At 72.7% G+C, this 19,150-nt stretch carries 16 protein-coding genes; 6 read left to right on the forward strand and 10 right to left on the reverse strand.

Annotated features, from left to right (window positions below; translation table 11 throughout):
* Positions 1-70 precede the first annotated feature (70 nt).
* On the forward strand, positions 71-535 hold the full coding sequence (locus EIW28_RS17405; RefSeq protein ID WP_125248946.1) for a hypothetical protein: 465 nt from the start codon (positions 71-73) through the stop codon (positions 533-535).
* A 122-nt stretch (positions 536-657) separates the two neighbouring features.
* Here EIW28_RS17405 and EIW28_RS17410 read toward each other — a convergent pair whose 3' ends face one another.
* A complete protein-coding gene (locus EIW28_RS17410) occupies positions 658-1,533 on the reverse strand; it encodes an SHOCT domain-containing protein (RefSeq protein WP_125248947.1) in 876 nt (291 codons plus the stop codon).
* Positions 1,534-1,640: 107 nt separating this feature from the next.
* Here EIW28_RS17410 and EIW28_RS17415 point away from each other — a divergent pair, with 107 nt between their 5' ends.
* Together EIW28_RS17415 and EIW28_RS17420 are read left to right on the forward strand one after the other, a co-directional pair.
* A complete protein-coding gene (locus tag EIW28_RS17415) occupies positions 1,641-2,618 on the forward strand; it encodes an SDR family NAD(P)-dependent oxidoreductase (RefSeq protein ID WP_125248948.1) in 978 nt (325 codons plus the stop codon).
* A 72-nt stretch (positions 2,619-2,690) separates the two neighbouring features.
* Entirely contained in the window at positions 2,691-3,200 is a 510-nt protein-coding gene (locus tag EIW28_RS17420) for a mycothiol transferase (protein ID WP_125248949.1), read from the forward strand.
* An 8-nt stretch (positions 3,201-3,208) separates the two neighbouring features.
* On the opposite strand, the gene EIW28_RS17425 is transcribed toward EIW28_RS17420, so the two are convergent.
* The 5 genes from EIW28_RS17425 to EIW28_RS17445 all read right to left on the reverse strand — a co-directional run bounded on the left by EIW28_RS17425 (position 3,209) and on the right by EIW28_RS17445 (position 9,106).
* Positions 3,209-4,210 (reverse strand): LacI family DNA-binding transcriptional regulator, encoded by a 1,002-nt coding sequence (locus EIW28_RS17425; RefSeq protein WP_232014022.1) that lies wholly within the window; start codon positions 4,208-4,210, stop codon positions 3,209-3,211.
* Positions 4,211-4,331: 121 nt separating this feature from the next.
* On the reverse strand, positions 4,332-5,456 hold the full coding sequence (locus EIW28_RS17430) for a glycoside hydrolase family 53 protein (RefSeq protein ID WP_125248951.1): 1,125 nt from the start codon (positions 5,454-5,456) through the stop codon (positions 4,332-4,334).
* Between the two features lie 5 nt (positions 5,457-5,461).
* The gene (locus EIW28_RS17435; protein ID WP_125248952.1) at positions 5,462-6,352 is read right to left on the reverse strand and encodes a sugar ABC transporter permease; all 891 of its coding nucleotides are present in this window, start codon (positions 6,350-6,352) and stop codon (positions 5,462-5,464) included.
* A gap of 4 nt (positions 6,353-6,356) precedes the next feature.
* Complete coding sequence (locus EIW28_RS17440; RefSeq protein WP_125248953.1) at positions 6,357-7,727, reverse strand: carbohydrate ABC transporter permease; 1,371 nt, start codon at positions 7,725-7,727, stop codon at positions 6,357-6,359.
* Positions 7,728-7,750: 23 nt separating this feature from the next.
* Entirely contained in the window at positions 7,751-9,106 is a 1,356-nt protein-coding gene (locus tag EIW28_RS17445; RefSeq protein WP_125248954.1) for an extracellular solute-binding protein, read from the reverse strand.
* Between the two features lie 275 nt (positions 9,107-9,381).
* On the opposite strand from EIW28_RS17445, the gene EIW28_RS17450 reads away from it, so the two are divergent.
* From EIW28_RS17450 to EIW28_RS17460, 3 genes are all read left to right on the forward strand, one after another.
* Entirely contained in the window at positions 9,382-11,346 is a 1,965-nt protein-coding gene (locus EIW28_RS17450; RefSeq protein WP_197717338.1) for a beta-galactosidase, read from the forward strand.
* Positions 11,347-11,409: 63 nt separating this feature from the next.
* A complete protein-coding gene (locus tag EIW28_RS17455; RefSeq protein ID WP_125248955.1) occupies positions 11,410-12,519 on the forward strand; it encodes a glycoside hydrolase family 53 protein in 1,110 nt (369 codons plus the stop codon).
* Between the two features lie 83 nt (positions 12,520-12,602).
* The gene (locus EIW28_RS17460; RefSeq protein ID WP_125248956.1) at positions 12,603-13,745 is read left to right on the forward strand and encodes a glycoside hydrolase family 53 protein; all 1,143 of its coding nucleotides are present in this window, start codon (positions 12,603-12,605) and stop codon (positions 13,743-13,745) included.
* A gap of 134 nt (positions 13,746-13,879) precedes the next feature.
* Here the strand turns inward: EIW28_RS17460 and leuE are convergent, their stop codons facing one another.
* The 4 genes from leuE to grpE all read right to left on the reverse strand — a co-directional run bounded on the left by leuE (position 13,880) and on the right by grpE (position 19,143).
* A complete protein-coding gene (gene leuE / locus EIW28_RS17465; RefSeq protein ID WP_125248957.1) occupies positions 13,880-14,527 on the reverse strand; it encodes a leucine efflux protein LeuE in 648 nt (215 codons plus the stop codon).
* A gap of 95 nt (positions 14,528-14,622) precedes the next feature.
* Positions 14,623-16,401: an Hsp70 family protein gene (locus EIW28_RS25455; RefSeq protein ID WP_125248958.1), complete on the reverse strand. Its 1,779-nt coding sequence runs from the start codon at positions 16,399-16,401 to the stop codon at positions 14,623-14,625.
* 13 nt (positions 16,402-16,414) lie between these two features.
* Complete coding sequence (locus EIW28_RS17475) at positions 16,415-18,550, reverse strand: Hsp70 family protein (RefSeq protein ID WP_125248959.1); 2,136 nt, start codon at positions 18,548-18,550, stop codon at positions 16,415-16,417.
* Positions 18,547-19,143 (reverse strand): nucleotide exchange factor GrpE, encoded by a 597-nt coding sequence (grpE, locus tag EIW28_RS17480; RefSeq protein WP_125248960.1) that lies wholly within the window; start codon positions 19,141-19,143, stop codon positions 18,547-18,549. Before grpE ends, EIW28_RS17475 begins: the two co-directional genes overlap by 4 nt.
* Positions 19,144-19,150: the final 7 nt, after the last annotated feature.

A 19,150-nucleotide genomic window follows, 5' to 3' on the forward strand; every position in this document is an offset into this window, starting at 1 on the left:
AGGATGTTGACGCAGGTCAATCGCGGTGGTGCGCTGGAAGTACCAAGCGGATCGCAACCGGAGGTGGATGATGGAGCGCACTCCCTCGACCCCGTACTCCCGCGCCGGCGGCCTGGCCGCCCTCGGCGGTTCCATGCTCGTGGCCGGCTCGATGTTCCTCCCGTGGGCCGACGCCGGCGGAGGGACGGTGAACTTCTGGGGCCTCGCGGACGTGGAGGCCGTCAGCGCCGACGCCGCCACGTACGGGCTCTCGCTGGCCCTGATCCCGCTGCTCGTGCTGTGGTGCGCGCTGTTCTTCGCGTGGCGCACCCACGAGGTCCGGATGGCCTGGGCCTTCGGCGGGTTCACCGGGGCGATGCTGCTCTACGGCGGCGACCTGCGCCTCAGCGAGGACCTGCCCGCCGCCGGGCAGGGCGCCGGCGAGGTCGTGGCCGCGGTCGGACTCCTGCTGCTGGCCGCGGGCTGCGTGCTCGCGCTGGCCGCGAACGTGCCCGAGCCGGCCGGGTCCCGCGCGGACTGGAAGGGCTCGCTCTGAGCGAGTGAACGCCGCGGGCGGTGCCATGTCACATACGGACTGGAAGGGCCTCTCTGAACAGGTGCACGCCGCGGGCGGTGCCGTGTCACGCGTGATGTGTGACACGGCACCGCCCTTGGCGGCTACTGCTCGTCGAGGAGGCGGCGCTTCGCCGCCTCGAACTCCTCCTGGGTGAGGCTGCCGTCGGCGCGCAGGGCCGCGAGGCGCTCGAGCTCGGTGGCGATCGAGACGGGGTGCCCGTGCGCGGCCAGGTGGGTCGTGGTCGCGTTCGTGGAGGTCAGGATCTTGCCGGGGGCCTTCGCGCGGCGGAACCACGGCCGGGCGAGGCGGGCCTTCTCGGGGCTGGTGTCGCGGAAGACCGCGAACACCGGGTCGAGGTGCCAGTGGCTGCGGGCGGGCACCCGGATGCGGTGGCGGCTGCCGTGGTGGGTGAAGGTCAGGTCGGCCATGCCGAAGCCGCTCTTGGCGAGCGTCTCCGCGGAGGTGCGGCCGTAGTCGCCCTCCCCCGCCTTGAAGTCGGTGAGCGTGGCCCGCACGCGCTGCGCGCCCAGGAGCCGGGCGCCGTAGCCGGTGACCTTCAGGTCGAGGAGCAGGCCGAGGACCGCGACCGCCGCGCCGACGACGGCCACCGCGAACCAGAACTGCTGCCCGCCGGCGACCTCGGCGGCCGGGACGCCGTCCGCGACCGCCTGCTCGGCGCCGCTCACCGCGGCGTACGGGCCCAGGGCGAGGGACAGGCCGAAGCCGGTGACGCGCACCGACTTCGTGAGGAGGACGAGGACGACGACGTTGCAGGCGATCCCGGCGACCGGCAGGAGCGCCCGCGGGTCGTCGGTGGAGCACTCGCCGCCCCAGCACTCCCAGGCGACGGCGTCGCTCACGCGCACCCCCTCCTCGATGAGCCACCAGGCGGCGGCCGCGAACGGGAGGGCGAGGAGGAGCAGCACGAGCGGCGAGGACCCGCGGGTCCGGGCTTCGGTGTTCGGGGTGTCAGGCACGAGACCAGTATGGAGCGCGGAAGGCCGGAGCGGGGACCCGCCGAACGGCCGAGCCGCCCCGACGCGCGATTTGACCTCGAGTGCACTCGAAGTTCTACGCTCGGTCCATGAGCACTCCGCAGCAGAGCATCAACTCCGGATTCGGCGCGACCACCACCGCCGCCGACGTCCTCGACGGCGTCGACCTCGCCGGGAAGCGCGTCCTCGTCACCGGCGGCTACTCCGGGATCGGCCTCGAGACCACCCGGGCGGCCGCCGCCGCGGGCGCGCAGGTCGTGGTCCCGGCCCGGCGGCCCGAGGTCGCCGAGAAGGCGCTCGCCGGGATCGCCGCCGAAGGGAAGGGCACCGGAGGGAAAGGCACCATCGAGACGGACGCGCTCGACCTCGCCGACCTCGCCAGTGTCGAGTCCTTCGCCGGCCGGCTCCTGGACGCCGGGGCCCGCTTCGACGCCGTCATCGACTCCGCCGGCGTCATGGCCTGCCCCGAGACCCGCGTCGGCCCCGGCTGGGAACTCCAGTTCGCCGTCAACCACCTCGGCCACTTCGCGCTGGTGAACCGCTTGGCGCCCTTGCTGAACGAGGGCGCGAGGGTCGTCGCCGTCTCCTCCGGCGGGCACCGGCGCTCGGGCATCCGCTGGGACGACCCGCACTTCGCGCGCGGCTACGACCGGTGGGAGGCGTACGGGCAGTCCAAGACCGCGAACGTCCTGTTCGCCGTCCACCTCGACCGGCTCGCGCGGGACCGCGGGATCAGGGCGTTCGCGCTCCACCCCGGCGGCATCCTCACCCCGCTCCAGCGGCACGTCTCCCGCGAGGACCAGGTGGCGCTCGGCTGGGTCGACGAGGACGGCAACCCCGTCGCCGACTGGCTCAAGAGCCCCGAGCAGGGCGCGGCCACCCAGACGTGGGCGGCGTTCTCCCCGCAGCTCGACGGGCTCGGCGGCGTCTACCTCGAGGACTGCGACGTCGCCGAGGTGAGCGAGGACGGCCGCGGGGTCGCGCCGCACGCCGTCGACCCCGAGCAGGCCGCCCGGCTCTGGGACTACTCGGTCGAGCTCACCGGCGTCGACGGGTTCCGCGGCTGACGCCGGTCCCGCGCGATAGTTTCGAACGGCCGCCCGGGGACCCGGGCGGCCGTTCGAGGAGAGGGACACCGGATGGAGATCAACGAGCTGCTGGCAGACGCCTTCGGGCGGGTCCTGGAGGACGTGCGCGCCGTCGCCGACGGCCTCGCGCAGGAGGACCTCGACGCCCGGCCAGGACCGGAGGCGAACTCGATCGCCTGGCTGGTGTGGCACATCGCCCGCGTCCAGGACGACCACGTGTCCGAAGTGGCCGGACGCGAGCAGGTGTGGACCGCGGACGGCTGGGCCGAGCGGTTCGGCCTGCCGCTGCGCGAGGGCGACATCGGATACGGGCACACCAGCGAGCAGGCCGGCGAGGTCAAGGGCGTCCCCGGCGCGGAGCTCGTCGCGTACTACGAGGCGGTGCACGCCCAGACCCTCGCGTACGTCGCCGGGCTCACCGCGCCCGACCTCGACCGGATCGTCGACCGGAACTGGACGCCGCACGTGACGCTCGGCGTGCGCCTGGTCAGCGTCGTCAACGACAACCAGCAGCACGTCGGCCAGGCCGCGTACGTGCGCGGGCTGCTCGAACGCGGGTGACCCCGGGTTCAGGCGCTGTCGCGCACGACCAGCTCGGTCGGGAGGATCACCGGTTCGACCTCGCGCTCGTCGAGGAGGTCGATGAGGAGCCGCACCGTCTCCTCGGCCACCTTGTCGAGCGGGTGGCGGACCGTGGTCAGGGCCGGGCGGGTCGCCGCGGCGATCACCGAGTCGTCGAAGCCGCCCACGGCCACGTCGTCGGGGACGCGCCGGCCCGCCTCGTGCAGGGCCTGGAGCGCCCCGGCGGCCATGAGGTCGGAGGCGACGAACACCGCGTCGAGGTCCGGCACGGCCTCCAGGAGGCGGCGCATCGCGGCCTCCCCCGCGGCCTGCGTGTAGTCGCCGTGGACGATGAGCTGCTTGGCGGCCTTGCGGCCCAGCACGCCCGTGAACCCTTCGAGGCGCAGCGCGCCGCCGGGCGTGTCGAGCGGGCCGGTGATCATGCCGATCCGGCGGCGGCCCTGGTCGACCAGGTACTGGGTCATCGCGCGGGCGCCCCCGCGGTCGTCGGCGGCCGCGTACGGGATCACCGACTCGCGCCCGAGCACCGCGCCGCACGCGACGGCCGGGATGCCGGAGCGCTCGATCTCGTCGAGCAGCGGGTCCCCCGCGTGCGTCGACACCAGCAGCGCCCCGTCCGCGTGGCCGCCGCGCAGATACCGGGCGACGCGGTCGCGGCCGCGGTCGTCCCCGGCGATCATGAGCACCAGCGACATGTCGCGCTCGGCGAGCTGGTTCGTGGCCACCCGCATGAGGACCGAGAAGTTCGGGTCCTCGAACAGGCGCTCCTGCGGCTCGGAGAGCACCATGACGATCGAGCCGGTCCGGCTGGTCACCAGGCTGCGCGCCGCGCGGTTGACGACGTAGCCGGTCTCGGCCACGGCCCGGCGCACCGCCGTCTCCGCCGACAGCGAGACGTTCGACTTGCCGTTGAGGACCCGCGAGACCGTGCCGCGCGAGACGCCCGCGGCGTCGGCGACGTCGTGGATCGTCGGTCGTTTCCGTGCCAAGTTGCTCAGCTCTCCCTTGTGTCTCAGTCATTATGTCCCCGCCCGGCGAGCGGGCGGGGCCGCAGCCCGGAGGACCGCGGGAGGGGAGGCCGCCCAAGGGGAAGGCCGCCTCCCCGCGCGTTCACCCGGCGTCGCCGCCGAGCGCCCGCAGCGACGGCAGCGCCTCGCCGCCGAAGTCGAACAGGGCCTGGTTCGCCCACGAGCTGCCGGCCTCGTCCACCACGTCGTCGCCGTACTCCATGCCGGCCCGCGACGCCCAGGTGGTGCCGTCCACCGGGAGCCACGCCGGCTCCCAGTAGACGATCCCCAGCCCGCGGCCGTGCGGGACGGCGGCCACGGTGGCGTACAGGTCGCGCAGGAACGCGGCCTGGCCCGCGGGCGACACCTCGTAGCCGCAGCCCTCGGCGAGCGCCGCGGTGAAGACCTGGTGGTGGCCCTCGGGCCGCGCGTCCGTCCACGCGTAGGCGGTCTCGACCACGACGAGGTCCTTGCCGTAGCGCAGGGCGAGGTCGTTCAGGTTGGCGCCCAGGTCGTCCAGGGTCCCGTGCCAGTACGGGTAGTACGACAGGCCGATGACGTCGTAGTCGAGGCCGCGGACCGTGGCCTGGTCGAACCAGCCGCGGTACAGCTCGTTCGCGCCGCCGCAGTCGAGGTGGAGCATGACCCGCGCGGCCCCGGACTCGCGGACCGCGGCGGCGCCGGCCGCGAGGAGCCCGGCGAGGCGGTCGAACGCCGCCGGGTCCTCGGCCGCGAAGCGGCGCTCGGCGTCGAGGAACCTCGGGATGCGGCCCTCGGGCCAGAGCATCCCGTTGGTGATCTCGTTGCCGACCTGGACCATGTCCGGGTACGCGCCGGCGTCGGCGAGCGCGGCCAGGACCTCGGCGGTCCAGTCGTGCACGCGCGCCCGGAGGGCCTCGCCGGCGAGGCCGCGCCACGACTTCGGGACCGACTGCTTCTTCGGGTCGGTCCAGAAGTCCGAGTAGTGGAGGTCGAGCAGGAGCCGCTGGCCCGCGGCCTTCGCCCGGCGGGCCAGCGCGATCGTGGTCGCGAGGTCGTTGGTGCCGCCCATGTACGGCTCGCCGGACTCGTCGCGCGGGTCGACCCACAGGCGCAGGCGGATCCAGTTGACGCCGGTCTCCGCCAGGAGTTCGAAGAGGTCGCGTTCGGCGCCCGCGGCGCGGAAGACCGCGCCGCGCGCCTCGATCTCGGCGGTCATGGACACGTCGGCGCCTCGGATGGGCGGCATTCGGTCTATCCCTTCTCGGCGCCGGCGCTCGCGCCGGTCACCAGGTAGCGCTGGAGGACGATGTAGAGGACGGTGATCGGGACGGCGAGGATGACCGCGCCGGCGGCGAAGGTCGTGAACGCGTTCTGGTAGACGTCCTCGATCATGGCGAACAGGCCGAGCGCGACGGTCTGCTTCTCGGGGCTCTGGAGCAGCAGCGCCGGGAGGATGAAGTCCATCCACGGCATCGTGAACTGCGTGATGGCCACGAAGGTGAGCATGGGGCGCATGAGCGGGAGGACGATCTTCACGAAGATCGTCCAGCGGCTCGCGCCGTCGATGGCGGCGGCCTCGTCCAGGCTGGCGGGCAGGTTGTCGGTGTAGCCCTTCATGAGCCAGGTGTTGTAGGGCAGGGCGGCGGCGATGCTCACGAGGGCGAGGCCGGTGAGGGAGTCGAGCAGTCCGAAGTTGAGGAACAGCATGTAGACGGCGATGGCGGTGAGGAAGGTCGGGAACATCTGGAGGATGAGGATGCCCAGGAGCCCGGCCTTGCGGCCCTTGAAGCGGATGCGGGAGAACACGTAGCCGCACAGGGCGGAGAGGACGACGGAGCCGACCGTGTTGAGGACGGCGACGTAGAGCGAGTTGAGGTACCAGCGGCCGTAGTCGGTCTCGGTGAAGAGGCTGACGTAGTGGTCGAGGGTGGCGCCGTCGGGGACGGGCTCGGCGTCCATGAGGCCGTCGCCGGGGCTGAAGGAGGCGCCGACGATCCACAGGAGCGGGAAGACCACGATGATCGCGACGACCAGGAGTTCGAGGTGGAGGAAGGCGCTCGCGAGGCGCTCGCCGCGGGGTGCGGCGGGGCGGCGCTTGCGGGCTGCGCGGGCGCGGGCGGTTGCGTCGAGTGTTGCGGTCATTGGTTCACAGCTCCCGAATCGCCTTGGAGCGGTTGAGGTTCCACACGGAGATGGTGCCGACGATGACGAAGATGAGCATGCTCATCACGGCGCCGATGTTGTAGAGGCGGTTGTCCAGGGTGAGGTTGAACAGCCAGGTGATGAGCAGGTCGGTGCTACCGGCGAAGCGGTAGTCGGCGTTGTCGGGTCCGCCCTGGGTGAGGAAGTAGATGACGCCGAAGTTGTTGAAGTTGGACACGAACGCGAGGATGAGCAGGGGCGAGACGGTGCGGTGGACCACCGGGAAGGTGATGTGCCGCAGCTGCTGGAGGGGGCCGGCGCCGTCCATGCGGGCGGCCTCGTAGTAGCTGTCGGGGATGTTGGTGAGGACGCCGCCGACGAGCGCCATGAAGAACGGGAAGCCGAGCCACAGGTTGACCAGGAGGGCGACGCCGCGGGCGAGGTTGGGGTGGGACGGGTCGGTGAACCAGTAGACGCGCTCGTCGGTGAGGCCGATGTCCATGAGCCACTGGCTGATCGGGCCGAACTGGCCGTTGAACATGGAGCGGAAGACGAGGGCCGAGACGATGCCGGGGACGGCCCACGGGAGCAGGAACACCGAGCGCCACACGCGCGGGAACCTGACCTTCCGGTTCGCGAGGAGGACGGCCTGGAGGAACCCGGCGGCGTAGGTGGTGGCGGTGGCGACGACGGCCCACACGAAGGTCCAGCCGAGGACGCCGAGGAACGTCGCGGTCCAGGAGGGGACGGCGAAGACGGTCGCGAAGTTCTCGAAGCCGACCCAGTTGACGAGGTTCTTGGGGGGCAGGTTGTCGCGGTTGTAGTCGGTGAAGGCGACGAGGATGCCGAAGAGGACCGGCAGGACGGACATGAAGACGATGAGGACCAGGCCGGGCGAGAGGACGATGTAGGCGAAGGCGCCTTCCCAGACCCGCTTGAAGTAGGCGCGGGAGGTCTCGTGCGGGGCGCCGGCGTTGCGGGCGCGGCGGTGCCCGAGGGCGTCGCGGATGCTCCAGACCCACACGATCGCCAGGAGCGCGAGGGTGAGGAGGGCGATGAGGCCGTTGGCCATGAGGACGATGGAGTTGTCGCCGTCGGTGAGGCCGGTGACGGTCATCTGGCGCGGCTGGGTGCCGAGCGTGAACAGGCCCCACAGGCCCTTGACGAAGAAGCCGCCGTTGCCGCGGGCGTCGTAGTCCATGCCGGCGTAGTAGTTGCCGGTGCCGATCTCCCAGCCGATGAGGGCGGCGAAGAAGGCGAAGAAGAACGCGGCCTTGCCGGCCTGGCGGTTGAGCAGCTGGCCGGCGCCCCACACCAGTGCCGAGGCGAGGCCCGGCACCGGTGCGGGTAGGCCGCCCTTGTGAGCGGTGCGCATTGCGTCTGTATCCCTTGGCGCGGTTAGAGTCCGGCGAGCTCGTCGTAGCCGGCGACGGCCGCGGCGGCGGCGTCGGCGGAGGACGAGAGGTCGTCCCAGACGGCGACGGTCATCTCGTTGGCGGTGGACCAGAAGTACTCGGGCAGCTGCGGGAACAGGTCGGCCTGGGCGCCCTGGGCGACGATGCCGGCGACGTGCGGGTCCTCGGAGAGGCCGGCGATGTTCGCGAGCAGGTCGGGGTTGAGGGCCGGGATCTGGCCGGTGGTGGCGTAGAGGGCGGCGGCGCCGGCGTCGGAGGCCATGAAGTTGGCGAAGACGCGCGCGGCGGCCGGGTACTTCGTGTACGCGGAGACGGCGATGACGTGCATGCCGGCGAAGGAGGACGCGGGGTCGCCGGAGGCGGCGGCCGGGATGGTGGTGACGCCGTACTCGAAGCCGTGCTCGGCGGCGCCGGCGTCGAAGGCGGAGAACGCCCACGGGCCGGTGATGATGTACGGGGTGTTGCCGGCGGCGAACTCGGCCTCGACGGTCTCGGGGGTGGCGTCGGCGGAGGGCACGTTCCAGACCTCGCGCAGGCCCTTGTAGTACTCGAGGGCCTCGGCCAGGGCCGGGTCGTCGAAGCCGGGCTCGGCGACGTCGCCGTCCGGGTACGCCTGCCAGCCCATGGAGGAGAGCACCGAGTAGGAGTAGTAGATCTCGCCGGGGACCCAGCGGATCGTCCACTTGTTGGCGGCCGGGTCGTTGTAGGAGGCGGCGAGGGCCTTGATGTCCTCCCAGCTCGCGGCGGGCTGGTCGGAGCCGGTCTCGGCGGCGAGGAGCGTCTTGTTGTACATGAGCGCGATGGACTCGGTGGTGACGGGCACGGCGTACATCTGGCCGTCCTCGCCCGAGACGGCGCCGGTGAAGTTCTCGGCCATGCGTCCCTTGAGGACGGACTCGTATTCGCCGAGGGGCGCGGCGGTGCCCTCCTCGATGGCGCGGGCGACCTGGTCGTAGAAGCTCATGAAGACGTCGCCGCCGTTGCCGGCCTCGCCGGCGAGGGACATCTCGTTGACGGCGTCGTTCTGGGCGACCAGCTCGTACTCGAACCGGATGTCGGGGTAGACGTCCTTGAACGCCTCCTTGAACGCGGCGATCTGGGCGTTCGCGAGGTCCTCGTTCTCGAACCAGAGCTTGAGGGGGGCCTCGCCGGAGGCGATCTCCTCCTCGATGACGTACTGCTGGGCGTCGGCGTCCCATTCGAGGCCGCCGGAGGCCTGCTCCTCCGCCTCGGGGCCGCCGCAGGCGGCGAGGGCCCCGGCCGCGGCGACGCCGCCGCCCGCGGCGAGGAGGTGGCGCCGGTTCATCGAGGGTCCCGCGTAAGCACCGTTGCTGCGCATGTCAAGTCCTTGTCTCGGTGAGAGGGTGTCCGGCGCGCGCTGGGCTGAGTTCGGCGTGCCGCCAGACTGTGAACGTTTACACGAATCTAGCGACTCACGTCGCACTTGGCAACGTATTTTTGTCCGTTCACATCCGTTTCACGTGGAACGCACTTCATGAAACGATCACAATTTCGAAACGAGCACCGACTGAAGCACAGGTTGCAGGGCCGATAAGCGTGCGGTACTGTGCACGTTCACAGGCATTGACGCAAGGAACCCCACAGGAGACCGCGGTGCAGACCATTCGCTACGGAGGCGACTACAACCCCGAACAGTGGCCGGAGGAGGTCTGGCGGGAGGACGTGCGCCTCATGCGCGAGGCGGGCGTCAACCTCGTCAGCCTCGGGGTCTTCAACTGGGGGATCATCGAACCCGCCCCGGGCGAGTACGACTGGCGGGGCCTCGACGAGGTCGTCGGCCTGCTGCACGAGGGCGGGATCGGGGTGAACCTGGGGACCCCGACCTCCTCGCCGCCGGCGTGGCTGCGCAAGGCGCACCCCGAGATCCGCCTCGTCGACGCCGAGGGCCGCACCCTCGCCGGCGGCTCGCGCCACGGCGTGTGCCCCTCCTCCCCGGCCTACCGCGACGCCTGCGCCTCCATCGTGGAGCAGCTGGCGGCCCGGTACGGGAGGCACCCCGCGGTCGAGCTGTGGCACGTGCACAACGAGTACGGCTGGGCCAATGTGGAGTGCTACTGCGAGGCGTCCGCCGCGGCGTTCCAGGACTGGCTCGCGGCGAAGTACGGCGACGTCGACCGGCTCAACGACGCCTGGGGCACCGCGTTCTGGGGTCTGGTGTACCGGTCCTTCGACCAGGTCGAGGCCCCCGCGGCCGCGCCGCCGGGCGTCAACCCCGCGCTCCTGCTCGACTGGAAGCGGTTCTCCAACGACGAGCACATCGCCAACTACCGGCTCCAGCGCGAGATCATCGCCCGCCACTCCCCCGCGCCGGCGACCACGAACTTCATGATCCCCAACTGCGAGGGCATGGACTACCGGCGCTGGGCCCCGGCCGTGGACGTGGTCGCCAACAACCACTACCTCATCGCCGAGCGCGAGGACCACCACATCGAGCTGTCGATGAGCGCCGACCTCACCCGCGCCGTCGCCGGCGGCCCGTGGATGGTCATGGAGCACTCCACGTCCGCGGTGAACTGGCAGCCGCGCAACATCGCCAAGACCCCCGGCGAGCTGCGCCGCAACTCGCTCGCGCACGTCGCGCGCGGCGCCGACGGCCTCATGTTCTTCCAGTGGCGGGCCTCCCGGGCCGGCGCCGAGAAGTTCCACTCCGCGATGGTCCCCCACGGCGGCACCGACACCGAGGTGTGGCGCGACGTCGCCGCGCTCGGGAACGACCTCAAGCGACTGTCCGAAGTGGTCGGATGTGAGGTCGAGGCCGAGGTGGCGGTCCTGTGGGACTGGGAGTCCTGGTGGGCGCTCGAACTCGAGTGGCGGCCCTCGGTCGACCTGCGGTACCGCGAGCGCGTCGAGGCGTACTACGCGGCGCTGTGGCGCCAGCACGTCACCGTCGACTTCGCCCACCCCGAGGCGGACCTGTCGGACTACCGGCTCGTCGTCGCCCCGTCGTCCTATGTGCTCACCGACGCGGCCTCGAAGAACCTGCGCGGCTACGTCGAGAACGGCGGGCACCTGGTCGTCTCGTACTTCTCGGGGATCGTCGACGAGCACGACACCGTGCACCCCGGGCCGCACCCCGGCGCGCTGCGCGAGACGCTCGGCCTGTGGATCGAGGAGTTCCACCCGCTCCACGAGGGCGAGGCGGTGGCGCTCGACGCGGGCGCCGGCCTCGGCGGCGCCGCGGCGGGCCGGATCTGGTCCGAGCACGTGCGCCTCGACGGGGCGGAGGCCGTGGCGCGCTTCGCGTCCGGGCCCGACGCGGGCCGCCCGGCGCTGACCCGGCACGACCTCGGCCGGGGCACCGCCTGGTACGCCGCGACCGCGCTCGACGAGCCGACCGGCCTGCGCGAGCTGCTCGCCACCGCCATGGACGCCGCCGGTGTCGAACGGCCCCAAGGCGTCCCGGAGGGCGTCGAGGTCGTCCGCCGCGGCGGGCACCGGTTCCTCATCAACCACACCGGCGACGACGCCGAGGTGCCCGGCGCGGGCGTGAACGCGCTCGACGGCACCGCGTACGACGGCCGCGTCCCGGCCGGCGGGGTCGTGATCGTCGCCGACTAGAGCCCCGGCGGCCCCGCACCCCCGCGGGGCCGCCGCCCCCTCGAACCGAACAGGGAGATCTCAATGAAGAGAAGAACCGCCCTCACCGCCGCGGTCGCCGCCCCGGCGCTCGCCGTCCTCGGCGGCGGCACCGCCGCCTCGGCGCAGACCGCGTTCGCGCGCGGGGCCGACATCTCCAGCCTCGCCAAGTCGGAGGCGCTCGGCGGCGTCTACATGTGGCCCGACGGCTGGCGCGAGGACGCCGTCTGGATCCTCCAGAAGAGCGGCGTCAACTGGATGCGGCTGAAGGTGTGGGTGAACCCCGCCGACGGCTACAACAACAAGACCCACGTGGTGAACATGGCCAAGCGCGCCCGGGCCGCGGGGCTCAACGTGCTCGTCGACTTCCACTACTCCGACTCCTGGGCCGACCCCGGCCAGCAGACCAAACCCGCCGCGTGGCGCGGCTACAGCTTCGCGCAGCTGCGGACCGCCGTGTACGACCACACCGCGGATGTGCTCGGCGCGCTCGCCGCCGCGGGCGCGACCCCGCAGATGGTGCAGGTCGGCAACGAGCTCAACGGCGGGATGCTGTGGCCCGAGGGCCGCTACGACCAGCTCGACCAGCTCGCGCAGTTCCTCATCTCCGGCGCGAACGCCGTGTACGCCAAGGCGCCCGGCGCGAAGGTCATGCTGCACCTGGCCGAGGGCGGCAACAACTCGGTGTTCCGGTGGTTCTTCGACGCGATGAAGGCACGCGGCGTGTGGTGGGACGCGATCGGCGCCTCCTACTACCCGTACTGGCACGGCTCGCTCGCGGGCCTCCAGTCGAACCTGAACGACATGGCGTCGCGGTACGGGAAGCCGGTGTACGTGGTCGAGACCGCGTACCCGTTCACGGCCGCGGACTCGGACGGGCACGCGAACGTCGTCTCGGCCGCGACGCCGGTGTCCGGCTACCCGGCGAACACGACCGGGCAGTCGAACATGCTCAAGGCGATCGCGAACGTCGTCAAGAACGTGCCAAACGGCCGCGGCGCCGGCGTGTTCTGGTGGGAGCCCACCTGGACCGCGGTGCGCGGCAACGGCTGGGACCCGGCGGACCCGAGCAGCGGCAACGCCTGGGAGAACCAGGCGCTGTTCGACTTCGCGTGGAAGGCGACGCCCGCGCTGAAGACCCTCGGAACGCTCTAGCACTCCCCCGGTGGGGCCGGTCCCCTCGGCGCGCCGAATGGGCCGGCCTCCTACCCCGATTCCCCTCTCGAGAAAGCGAACACATGAAACGCAGAACCGCCATCACCGCCGCGGGCGCGGGCGCCCTCGCCGTCGCAGCGGCCGCCGCGACCCCGGCGCTCGCCGAGGCCGTGGGCGACGACCAGGGCCGCCCGAAGCCGGAGAGGTTCGTGCGCGGCGCGGACGTCTCGGGGCTGCCGAAGAACGAGGACTTCGGCGCGGTCTACCGGAAGGCCAACGGCCGCACCGGGGACGCGCTGAAGATCCTCGCCGCCTCAGGCGTCAACACGATCCGCGCGAAGGTCTGGGTCGACCCGGCCGACGGCTACAACACGAAGGAGCGGGTGGTCGAGCTCGGCCGGCGCGTCGAGCGGGCCGGGATGGACCTCATGGTCGACTTCCACTACTCGGACACCTGGGCCGACCCCGGCAAGCAGTTCAAGCCGGCCGCGTGGGCCGAGCTGCCGTTCGAGGAGCTGACGGCCGCGGTGTACGACCACACCGCCGACGTCCTCGGCGCGCTGCGGGACGCCGGGGTGCGGCCGACGATCGTGCAGGTCGGCAACGAGACCAACGGCGGCCTGCTGTGGCCGGACGGGCGCTGGGATCAGCTGGAGCAGATGGGCCGGCTCCTCGCCGCCGGGTGCGACGCCGTGCACGACACCGCCCCCGGGGCGAAGGCGATGCTGCACCTGGCCGAGGGCGGGAACAACGGCGCGTTCACCTGGTTCTTCGACAACGCGATCGCGAAAGGCGTCGAGTTCGACGCGATCGGGGCCTCGTACTACCCGTTCTGGCACGGGCCGATCAGCGGGCTCGAGGCGAACCTGAACGACCTGGCGACCCGGTACGGGAAGCCGCTGTACGTGGTCGAGACCGCGTACCCGTTCACCACCGCGGACTCGGACGGGCACCCGAACATCGTCACCGACCCCGAGCCGGTGGCCGGGTACCCGTCGAGCCCCGAGAACCAGGTGCACTGGCTCGAGCGGATCGCCGAGGCGGTGCGGAACGTGCCCGACGGGCTCGGCCGCGGCGTCATCTGGTGGGAGGCCACCTGGACCGGCGTCGAGGGCGCGGGCTGGGACCCGGCCGACCCCGCGAGCGGAAACGGCTGGGAGAACCAGGCGCTGTTCGACTTCGACGGGAAGGCGCTGCCGGGGTTGCGGGCCCTGGGCAAGCTGTAGAGACCTCGAACATCCCTGAGGACGGCCACGCCGTCCGGCCGAACCGCCCCGGTGGGGTCAAGCACCAGTGGCGGCGGGCCGGGCGGCGCGGCCCCGGACTGCGGTGGCGCGTCACGTGTGACGTACTACCCGGTTCAGCCGGTGGCGAGCTTGGCGGCGAAGCCGATCATGACGGCGCCGACGAGGCCGTTGCCGGCCGCGGCGAGGCGGCGGCGCCGCCGGAAGGTCTGGGCGAGGCCGTCCCCGGCGAGGATGAGCGTGGTCAGGTAGGTCATGGACAGGACCTGGATGATCACGAAGAGGACGCCGTAGCTGAGGACCGGGTAGGCGTAGTTCGGGTCGACGAACTGGACGAAGAACGAGACGAAGAACAGGATCGCCTTCGGGTTGAGCAGGCTCGCGATGAAGGCGCGGGTGAACGGACGCTCGTTGGGCGAGACCGCGGCCGCGGGGGCCTCGACGGCGGCGCCGCGGCGGGCGGCGCGCCAGGACCTGACGCCGCCGCGGATGAGCCCGAACGCGAGGTAGGCGAGGTAGACGACGCCGGCCCAGCGGACCAGGTTGTAGATGAGCGGCGAGGTGGCGAAGACCGAGGCGAGGCCGGCGGCGGTGGCGATCATGAGCACCGAGTCGCCGCAGAAGACCGCGGCCGCGGCCTTGAACCCGTCGCGCCGTCCGCGCCGGGAGGCGACGGACAGCACGTAGAGGGAGTTCGGTCCGGGCAGCAGGATGATGAGGACGGAGGCGACGACGTAGGTCCACAGGTCGACGGTGCCGAACACGGGCGCTTTCCTCTCGGGGGGTGGGGCCGGGCGGGGTTTCGGCGCGGGGCCTCAGCAAGCGTACGGTCCGGGCGGGCGTCCCGCCAAGGTCCGTCTCAGGGCAGGCGGTCGAGGCGGCGCAGCAGGTCGGCCGCGCCGCGGTGGTCGGGGTTGTAGGCGAGGGCCTGGCGCAGGACCTCGCGTGCGGCGCTGATGCGGCCGAGGCGGCGCAGGTCGCCGGCGTGGAGGTAGGCGCGTTCGGCGAGGAGGTCGAGCAGGCGCGGGTTCCCGAGGTCGTGGTGGTAGGCGCAGGTGAGCCAGGCGTGCTGGCGCTCGTAGTCGTCGGCGGTCGGGTGCTCCATCGCGGCGTCGACGTGGACCTGGATCATCGCGTCGAGCAGGTCGGGGTCGTCGCCGCCGCGGGCCCAGGCGCGGTGGGCGATGCTCAGGGCCTCCTCGGGACGGCCGGCGGCGAGGTGCTTCCCAGCGGCCTCCAGGAGCAGGGCGGCCCTGGAGCGGCGCGAGGCGGCGGCGCGGTCGGCCCGGAGGTCGGCGAGCATCCGCTCGGCCGCGGCGATGAGGTCGGTGAGGGCAGCCTCGGCCTCGTCGGTGCGCCCGGCGGCGATGAGGTCGGCCGCGGCATCGAGGCCCGCGGACGGCGGGTCGGGGACGGCGCTGCCGCTGGCGGAGGGGCTCCCGGTTCGGCCGGTGCCGGCGGGGTTTCCCGGGCGGCCCGCAGCGGGTGGCTGGTCGGAGGCCGTGCGGCCGGTAGCGGCGGGGTTCCCGGTGCGGCCCGCCGCAGGGTTTCCTGAGCGGTCCGCCGCGGACGGCAAGTCGGGGACGGTGCGGAGGGGCGTGGTGCGACCGGTGGCGGTGCCTGTGCGACCGGTAGCGGATGCGGCGGTGCGGCCCGCACCGGGGCCGGGGTCGAGGGCGGCGTGGCGGAGGGCGCCGAGGGCGAGCGCGCGGGCGGAGGCGCGGGTGACGGGGACGCCGCGGGAGGCGGCGGCGTCGGCTGCGAGGGCGGCCGACCCGCCGTAGAGGAGGACGCCTCGGATGCGGTCCCAGCCGCCGCCGAGCTCGTCGACGAGGGCGTCGGCCCGGGCCATGGCGGTCGTGACGAGGCCGGCGGCGAGCCGGCCGAAGGCGTCGACGGCGGCGCGGTCGGCGTCGAGGCGCCTGCCGATGTCGGGCAGGGCGATCCGGGTGTCGCCGGCGGCGAGCGCCCGCTTGATGTCCTCGGCTGCCTGGCGCAGGCGCCGCCATGCGGCCTCGCCCGCGGGCGGGCGGGCGTCCTCGCCGCGCGTGTCGAGGTACCAGCGGGCGACGAGGGCGTCGAGGTCGGCGCCGCCGCCGGAGGTCTCGCCGTCGTAGCCGAGGGCCCGGCAGCGGGGGCCGGAGGCGTCGATCAGGGCGAGTTCGAATCCGGTGTAGCCCATGCCGAAGGCGAGCAGGAGGCCGGCGGGGGCGTCGGCGGGCCGGCCGCCGGCCGCGGCGAGGGAGTCGCCGAGGAGGCCCGCGTCGTCCAGGCCGGCCGCGGCGGCGGCGCGGAGCAGGGCCTCGCGCTGACGGGTCTCGAAGCGGGCCGGGACGGCGATGACGGTGCGCCGCACGGGGGCCGCGGCGGCCTCGGCGACCCGGTCGCGGAGGTCGCCGAGGGCGCGGGCGAAGACCGCTTCGGGGTCGTCGCCCGCGCCGGCGGTGCCGAGGCGGCTCTTCCAGGTCGGGAACGCGGCGGTCCCGCCGGGGTCGCGCGGCGGCTCGTAGCCGAGCCACGGCCACCGCGCGCCCTCGAGCCCAGTGAAGCCGCGGGCTTCGCCGCGGACCCCGTACGCGGCCCGGATGCCGGTGCCGCCCAGGTCGATGCCGAGGTCGACGAAGCGATCGGCGCTCACCGTCGGGACCGTCTCAGGGGCGGTGGCGGAGGATGCCGCCGAGGTCGTCGGCGTCCTCGATCTGCTGGACGCCGGCGTTCTCCCGGTAGACCCGGTTGATCATGGTCTTCAGGGCGCGGGCCTGGTCGTGGACGACGGCGTCGCTGCCGCGGGTGTGGGCCTCCTGGATCTTCGCGATGGACTCGTTGATGCTGTCGGCGTCGCGCTTGCTCGCCTGGCTGGCGGCCCGCTCGGCGAGGTAGAGCTGGGTCGCCAGGCCGGAGCCGAAGATGTCGCGGTTGAGCACGTCGACCATGCGGCGGCACTCGTCGGGGTTGTCGATCATGAGCGCCTCCTCGGCGCGGTCGAGGTCGCTGCGGATCTTCGCGGCCTGCGGCACGGCGATGTACTGCTCGTACACCTCCAGGAAGCGCCGGGCGCCGTCCATGGTGGACATGAGGACGTCGCGGTAGTCGTCCTCGGGCTCGTCCTCGACGAGCTCGGGCCGGGCGGCGCGGGCGCGCTCCTGGTCGACCTGGAGCCGCATGGTCTCCTCCAGGCCGACGCTCGGGACCGAGACGGTGACGTGCAGGATGCGGTCCTTGTCGAGGAACATGCCCACGTCGACGGCGGCGTGCATCTCCACGCCCGGCGGGAGGGCGACCTCGAACAGGCCCTGCTCGTGGTTCTCGCTGGCGACGGTGCTGTTGCCCTCGTAGACGGGCATGCGGATCTTCGCGGTGTCGGTGACCTCGAAGGAGCCGTGCATCGGCTCGCTCAGCGGGTACGGGGTGTTGCGCGGGATGATCGGCACGAACGCGTCGGCGCTGGAGCCCTTGACCGCGGCGACGCCGAGCGCCATCCCGGTCACGTCGTACACGTTCGTGTCCCGGCCGACGCTGCGGGCCCCGGCCAGGCTCGCCCCGCACTGGGTGCACTCCTGCGCGGCGTCGTCGTTGACGGCCTTGCACTCCTGGTTCGGGCACTCCACGCCCTCGAGCGTGTCGGCGAGGATCGCCGCGCCCAGCGCCACGCACTCCATGGGGTCGATCTGGCGGCGGACCTTGCCGGCGCCGAACACCTCGGCGACCGCGGCGCGCACCCGCGGCACCAGGGTGGAGCCGCCCACCAGGATGACGTCGGTGATCTGGTCGGGCACGAGCTTCTCGTTGCCGAGCGCCTCGTGCACCAGGTCGAGGGTGCGGGAGACGAGCGGCTCGATCATGGCGTCGAACTCGGCCCGGGTCAGCTCCATCTCGACGTCGCCGAGGCCCCCGGCGTCCTGGAAGGCCCCGCCGATGTAGATCTCCGCGCTCGGCGCCTCGGTCAGCTCGAGCTTGGCCTTCTCGGCGGCGCGCTTGGCGAGGAACAGGAACCGGGCGTCGCCGGCGGGGTCGACGCCGAAGTTCGAGCGCACCCAGGCGACGATGCGGTCGACGATGAGCTGGTCGAAGTCGTCGCCGCCGAGCCAGTTGTCGCCGGTGTAGGAGAGCACCTGGAAGTGGTTGCGGCCCTGGCCGTCCCGGACCGAGTTGAGGATCGAGATGTCGAAGGTGCCGCCGCCGAAGTCGTAGACGAGGACGCGGCGCTGCTCGCCTTCGCGCTGGTCGAGGCCGAACGCGATCGCGGCGGCCGTGGGCTCGTCGATGATCCGCTTGACGACCAGTCCGGCCGCCTCCCCGGCCTTGCGGGTGGCGGCCCGCTGGGCCTCGCGGAAGTACGCCGGGACGGTGATCACGGCGTGCGTGACCTCCTCCCCCAGCTTGTCGGACGCGCCGGAGCGGAGGTGGCGCAGGATCATCGTGGAGACGTCCTCGGGCGTGTAGGGCCGGTCGCCCATGACCACGTGCGCGCGGGCGTCGTCGCCCTCGCCGGGGACGATCGCGTAGGGCCGCCGGTCGGCGGCGTCCCGGACGGCCTGGTCGTCGAAGTCGCGGCCCATGAGGCGCTTGACCGACTGGATGGTGTTCTTCGGGTCGCGCTCGGCGACGTTCAGCGCGAACGTGCCGATCAGGAACTCGGCGTCCTGGCCCGCGCGCTTGCGCAGCCCCACCACCGAGGGCGTGCTCGCCTTGCCGTGGATCTTCACCACTTCGACGTCGGCGCGGTCGCTGTCGCGCCGGGCCACGACCGAGTTGGTCGTGCCGAGGTCGATGCCGATGGCCGTCATTCGGATGCTCCTTCTCCTGACGCTGCGATGACCACCGCGGGCCGCAGCAGCTCTCCCCGGTACCGGACCCCGCGGGCCCAGACCTCCAGAACCGTGTCCTCGTCCTTGCCCGGCTCGTGCCGGACCTCGCGCCACTCGTGGGTCGCGGGCTTCGCGGTCTCCCCGACCCGGCCGAGCAGCTCGGCGCGGCCGGAGGCGACGACGAGCTTCTCCAGCCGGGCCGACAGGGCCTTGAAGCGGTCGCGCTGCTGGGCGGCGTCGGCCGCCTCGTCGAGCGCCCACCGGTCGACCTGGTCCATGACGTCGGCGATGCCGTTGAGCAGGCCCGCGGTCTCCTTCTCCGTCTCGGGGTCGCGCTCGCGGGCGCGCACGGCCCGCTCGATGTTCAGGAAGCCCCGGAGCATCGCCGTCAGCTGCTCGCGCTGGGCGTCGACGTCCTGGGCGAGGCCGAGCGTCGCCTCCCGCGCGGCGGCGAGCGCGGCCGCCACGTCGGCGTCGGAGCCGGGCTCGGGCGGCGGGGGCCGGCGGGCCTCCCGGTCCGGGGCCGGGCGGGCCGGCTTCTTGCGGGGCTTGTGCTGGTTCCTGCGGCTCATCGGGTTC

Origin of the sequence: Glycomyces terrestris, assembly GCF_003933745.1 — a bacterium.
Taxonomy (GTDB): Bacteria; Actinomycetota; Actinomycetes; order Mycobacteriales; family Micromonosporaceae; genus Glycomyces; species Glycomyces terrestris.